At 65.8% G+C, this 4760-nt stretch carries 4 protein-coding genes; all 4 read left to right on the plus strand.

The genetic code is table 11. The features are described from left to right. Positions 1–900 precede the first annotated feature (900 nt). Entirely contained in the window at positions 901–1431 is a 531-nt protein-coding gene (locus Q0480_RS00500) for a hypothetical protein (protein ID WP_299129639.1), read from the plus strand. Positions 1432–1491: 60 nt separating this feature from the next. Continuing rightward, positions 1492–2406 (plus strand): IS110 family transposase, encoded by a 915-nt coding sequence (locus Q0480_RS00505; protein WP_299129641.1) that lies wholly within the window; start codon positions 1492–1494, stop codon positions 2404–2406. 336 nt (positions 2407–2742) lie between these two features. Next, on the plus strand, positions 2743–3903 hold the full coding sequence (carA, locus tag Q0480_RS00510; protein ID WP_299129643.1) for a glutamine-hydrolyzing carbamoyl-phosphate synthase small subunit: 1161 nt from the start codon (positions 2743–2745) through the stop codon (positions 3901–3903). 73 nt (positions 3904–3976) lie between these two features. Further along, positions 3977–4760, plus strand: a 784-nt coding sequence (locus Q0480_RS00515) for a glycosyltransferase (RefSeq protein ID WP_299129646.1), incomplete at its 3' end; no start/stop codon positions are given.

Below are 4760 nucleotides of genomic sequence, written 5' to 3' on the forward strand. Positions count from 1 at the left end.
TCTACACAGGCGAAGACACTCTTTCCCTACACGACGCTCTTCCGATCTCCCGCCGACCCGGGCCAGGGCCTCGGGGAGCTCGACGTGGAGGTAGAGAGCGTTTCGATCGATGATCCGAACGCGCGTGCGGAGCTTTTGCTGCTCAGCCCCACCGTCCTCACGCCCCGCCTCGACCACAACGGCGCAAGCATCTGGGATACGTTCGCAATCGCCGAGTATCTCGAGGAAGCTTTCCCGAAAAAGGGCCTTTTACCGCTGGAAACAGGCCCTCGCAGCCATGCCCGGTCGATCATCGGCGAGATGCATGGCGGTTTCTACAACCTGCGCTCGGCCCTGCCGATGAACCTGCGCGCCCGCTATCCCGGCTTCCGCGTCTTCACCGGCGCCAAGGCCGACATCCGCCGTGTGCTGACGATCTGGAACGAGTGCTTCGAACAATACCGCGGCCGTTTCCTGTTCGGCGACCAGCCCACACTCGCCGATGCGATGTACGCCCCGGTATGCACTAGGTTCCTCACCTACGACGTCGCCCTCGAGGGCAAGGCCGCCGAATACCGCGACCGCATCATCGCCTGGCCTCCGATGCAGCAATGGCTGGAGGACTCTCGAGCCGAACCGATCGAAATCGAAGAACTCGACATCGAGTTCTAGCCGCGGTCCTCTTCCTTCCCCAGGACAAGGTGGTGCTCACGCTCCGTAGGGTGCATCTTGATGCACCGGGCGTGTGGCGTGGTGCATCAAGATGCACCCTACGACCTCGAGAATGTGCTGGGTTGGGCGTCTCCACTTTGTGGGACAGCGAAAAAACCTTCCGCCCTGAATCCAGCGCTCTAGCCCCGCCGGACGTGTGAACACCGCGCTCAATTCAGCCGGGGTCCGGGCCGGACTCATACTCCGCCGATGACCCTGGCGCTGATCCTCATGTGGATACCATCGCCCCTTCAGGCCCTGCTGAAGGTGTGGCGCAGCCTTGTTCAGCTCCTCACCCACATCGACCGCCATCTCGACGATCCGCTGCCGGTTCCCGAGCTCCGCGACACGCCCGAGGGCCGCGCCGGGTTCCAGCGCGGCCTGCGTGTCGCCGAAGGCATGGTCGCAATCCTTGTCGCGCTGCGCACCCGCGAGCTCCTGGGCCTCTCCCTCAAACTCCCCGGCCGCTATGTCAGCCCGCCCGCTCCCGCCAAGCCGCTCTCCTGGCGCGAACTCCTGCAGCGCTACCAGCGCCTGCGCGGCAGCCTCGCGCGCATCGAGCGCACCGCCCAGCGCCGCGCCAACCGCATCGCGCGCGAGATGGCGTCCAATCCCTTCGCGTCATGCCCCCTTGTCTCTTTGGACTGTGCGAAAGTGGTTGCGGGCGAGACCCCGGCTGCCCCCTGGGCTTTTGAGGGCCGTACGAAGCATGGGGCTCGCCCGCGTGCCTTTGTTTCCTGAACAGTTGCCCGGGACGCCGTTGACGCGGCGAGCCCCCAGACAAGGATAGGCTCCATGAACTTGCACCGGAACGTCCTCGGCGTCGATGTCGCCGGGGACTGGATCGACGTGTTCGACGCAGCGAACGACAGTTCGGTCCGTATCTTCAACGACGGCATCGGATCTTTCGTGAGGGGGCTGCCGGCAGGCGCCTTCGTCGTCTTCGAGGCGACAGGGGGATGTGAACGCCTGCTGATGGACAGGCTGGCCGCAGCCGGCATTCGCCATGCCCGGGTGAACCCGCGTCAGGCGCGCGAGTTCGCTCGCGCCACGGGCAAGCTCGCCAAGACTGACAGGGTGGACGCCCGCGTCCTCGCGGAGATGGGCTGCGCGCTCGACCTCAGGCCCTGCCAGCCGGTCGATGCGGCCCGCCGCCGTCTTGGCGAACTGGTCGCCCGGCGCGACGACATCGTCGCCGCCATCACGGCCGAGACGCATCGCCTCCGCCAGGCCCACGATCCCTTCGTGCGTTGCGACATCGGCCGGATGCTCGCCGTGCTGCGCGGCCGGCGCGCCAGTCTCGAGAAGGAGATCGCCGGCCATATCAACTCGCAACAGGCGCTGGCCGACGAGGCCGCCCGCCTGCGCACCGCGCCGGGGATCGGGCCTGCGATCTCCGCCATCATCCTGGCCAGGCTTCCCGAACTCGGCCAGCTGGATCGCCGCGGCATCGCCAGCCTTGCAGGCCTTGCTCCGCATGCCTGCGACTCAGGCCACAGGCGCGGGCGCCGCCATGTCTGGGGCGGGCGCGCAGATGTGCGCCGCGCTCTCTACCTCGCCGCCTTCATCGCAAGCCGGCGCGATCCCGCGCTCAAGGCCGCCCGCGACCGCCTCGAGGCCGCCGGCAAGCCCGCAAAGGTCGCCATACTGGCCACCGCCCGCAAACTCCTCACCATCCTCAACGCCATGAGCCGCGACCAACGCAACTACGCCTGAAACAAGACAGTTGCTCCGTCTTGATGCTTCGCATCAATCCACCTCCCCCAGTCTTCGCCTGGTGGAGGCAACACACCGGTCTCTTGCCTCCACCACTCCGCAGGAGTGGGGGAGGTGGATTGCGCGCGCTTGCGCGCAAGACGGAGAGGGCCGCGCGCACGCTCGCGGACCTCCGTTCCCCGCATTTTTCCCAATCAAACCCCAACGCCTTGCCGATCGTCGATCAGCGAGGTCGCACCCGCATGTCTTGTCCTTGACGCACCACCCCCACCCCCCTACCTAGCGTCCGTTTGTTTGCGCCCCCGCCGAGTCGCGCCGGCAGCCAGGAGGCCTCCCATGACCACGAAACCGACCGGCGCCATCGCCCTCGAGGACGGCACGATCTTCTGGGGCCACGGCCACGGCGCCACGGGCGTCGCCGCCGGCGAACTCTGCTTCAACACGGCGATGACCGGCTATCAGGAAATCCTGACCGACCCGTCCTACGCTGAACAGATCGTCCTCTTCACCTTCCCGCACATCGGCAATGTCGGCGCGAACGCCGACGACCAGGAAGAATCCTCGGCCCAGGGCGCGGCCGGCGCACGCGGCGCCGTTTTCAAGGCCCCGCCGACCCTGCCCGCCTCCTGGCGCGCCGCCGACACGCTCGACGCCTGGCTGAAGAAGCGCGGCGTCATCGGCCTCTCGGGCATCGACACCCGCGCCCTCACCCGCCGCATCCGTGAACTCGGCATGCCGAAATCCGCCATCGCCTTCGACCCGGCAGGCAAGCTCGACGGCGCAGCCCTGGTGAAAGCCGCGCGCGACTGGAAAGGCGTCGAGAACGCCGACCTCGCGATCAATGTCACGTCGGGCCAGCGCTTCGACTCCACCGACGGCCTCTGGTCGCTCGACAAGGGCTTCCATCATCTCGACAAGGCGAAGTTCCACGTCGTCCTCATGGACTTCGGCGTGAAGAAGAACATCCTGCGCAACCTCTCCGCTGTCGGCGCGAAGGTCACGATCGTTCCCGCCAAGACGAAGGCCGAAGATATTCTCGCGCTCAAGCCGGATGGCGTCGTGCTCTCCAACGGTCCGGGCGATCCGGCTGCGACCGCCGTCTATGCCGGCCCCGAGATCAAGAAGCTGATCGCCAATGGCGTGCCGATCCTCGGCATCTGCCTCGGCCACCAGATGCTCGCCCTCGCGCTCGGCGCGAAGACCAAGAAGATGCCGCAAGGCCATCACGGCGCGAACCATCCGGTGAAAGACTTCACCACCGGCAAGGTCGAGATCGTCTCGATGAACCACGGCTTCACGGTCGACGTGGACACGCTGCCGTCGGGCGTCACCGAGAGCCACAAGTCGCTTTTTGATGGAACGAACTGCGGCCTGTCGGTGGCCGGCAAGCCGATCATCTCGGTCCAGCACCATCCTGAAGCAAGCCCCGGCCCGCAGGACAGCTTCTATCTCTTCGAGCGCTTCGCAAAGATGATGGGCGAGCGGAAAGCGTCGTAACCTTTCCGAAGGAATTCCTACCGAAATCCGATCATCTTTTGATCGGTTCGCCACCCAATTTTTTTACCCCCTCGTGGCAGCGTGGCTCAAACTGAGACACGGGTGGGTTATGCCTCCAGTAGATTTCAACGCCGATATTCACGAGCGCCTCGCCGCCGCTGAAGCCGCGCTCCATGCCGTCGGCCAGCAGATCTCGCCGGCGATCCGCCACCTCGATATCGCGGTGCTGATCCCCTGCTACAACGAGGCCGCCGCCATCGGCGATGTCGTGAAATCCTTCCGCATCGCGCTGCCCCACGCCCGCATTTTCGTTTACGACAACAACTCCCACGACAACACCGCCGCCGTCGCCCGCGATGCTGGCGCGATCGTCCGCCGCGAACCGCTGCAGGGCAAGGGTCACGTCGTGCGCCGCATGTTCGCGGACATCGAAGCCGACGTCTATGTGATGGTCGACGGCGACGCGACCTATGATGCGGCCTCCGCCCCTCGCCTGGTCTCGCGCCTGCTCGAAACGCAGGCCGACATGGTGGTCGGCGCGCGCATCACGGAAGAGAAAGCGGCCTATCGCGCAGGCCATCGCTTCGGCAACCGGCTGCTCACCGGTCTCGTCTCGATGATCTTCGGCGACCGCTTCACCGATATGCTTTCGGGCTATCGCGCATTCTCGCGCCGCTTCGTGAAATCCTTCCCGGCTCTCGCGTCCGGCTTCGAGACGGAAACCGAACTCACCGTCCACGCGCTCGAGCTCGACATGATCACCGCGGAAGTGCAGACGCCCTATGGCGCGCGCCGCCTGGGGTCAGAGTCCAAACTCTCCACCATCAAGGATGGCTTCCGCATTCTCGGCACCATCG

It is taken from the genome of uncultured Amaricoccus sp. (genome assembly GCF_937891315.1).
Classification (GTDB): Bacteria; Pseudomonadota; Alphaproteobacteria; order Rhodobacterales; family Rhodobacteraceae; genus Amaricoccus.

What these genes read in the sequence shown, in the direction of transcription:
- Q0480_RS00500 (WP_299129639.1), top strand. Translation starts at nt 901, where the DNA reads ATGACCCTGGCGCTGATCCTCATGTGGATACCATCGCCCCTTCAGGCC.
- carA (WP_299129643.1), top strand. Translation starts at nt 2,743, where the DNA reads ATGACCACGAAACCGACCGGCGCCATCGCCCTCGAGGACGGCACGATC.